The organism is Paraliomyxa miuraensis, from assembly GCF_026337845.1.
In the GTDB taxonomy this organism is placed as follows: domain Bacteria; phylum Myxococcota_A; class Polyangia; order Nannocystales; family Nannocystaceae; genus Paraliomyxa; species Paraliomyxa miuraensis.
The window spans coordinates 1-626 of the sequence record NZ_JAOVZF010000077.1; the positions used below are offsets into that span (position 1 = coordinate 1).

At 65.5% G+C, this 626-nt stretch carries 2 protein-coding genes; both read left to right on the top strand.

What is annotated here, in order from left to right; all coding sequences use genetic code 11:
* Positions 1-307 (top strand): IS66 family insertion sequence element accessory protein TnpB (gene tnpB / locus OEB96_RS00340; RefSeq protein ID WP_266213379.1); only part of this gene is annotated, 307 nt, incomplete at its 5' end.
* Between the two features lie 18 nt (positions 308-325).
* A partial coding sequence (locus tag OEB96_RS00345; RefSeq protein ID WP_266213380.1) for a hypothetical protein occupies positions 326-626 on the top strand: 301 nt, incomplete at its 3' end.

Here is a 626-nt window from a genome sequence, read left to right on the forward strand (position 1 = left end):
CGAGGGCCTGTCGGGGCTGGTGCGCAACGAGCTGGGACGCGACCCGCTGACGGGCGAGCTGTACCTCTTCACGAACCGCAGGCGCACGTACGTCAAGGTTCTATTCTTCGACGGCTCGGGGATGTGCCTGTACGCCAAGCGCATCGAGAAGCGGCGGTTCGCCCCGCTGTGGGACTTCTCGCGGAGCCGAGAGCTGGTGCTGACGAAGACCGAGCTCGAGCTGTTCCTGCAAGGCAGCCATCTGGTGGGACGCATCCAGCTCTCACCTCCTCCGCTGCAGCACAATGACCTTGCAGTCAAGCCCTGATGCTGCATCTTGTCGGAGGTGAGCTCCTCGTTCGAGCACCTCGATCGCATCGACGACGTCGACACGATGCGTGAGTGGGCCAAGCTCTACGCTCGCGAGGTGGAGAGACTCCGCAGCGAGATGGCGCAGCGCCTCGAGCAGCTCGCCAAGGAGCAGGGGCCCGAGGCAGCACGCCAGCTCGATCTGGAGCTGGCGCTGATCCGCGAGCAGATGGATGCCCTCCAACGGCAGATGTTCGGCGAGTCGTCGGAGCGTCGCCCTCATCGGGGTGACAAGCCGGCCAAGGACAAGAAGCCGCAGCGCGGGCATGGGCCCAAGG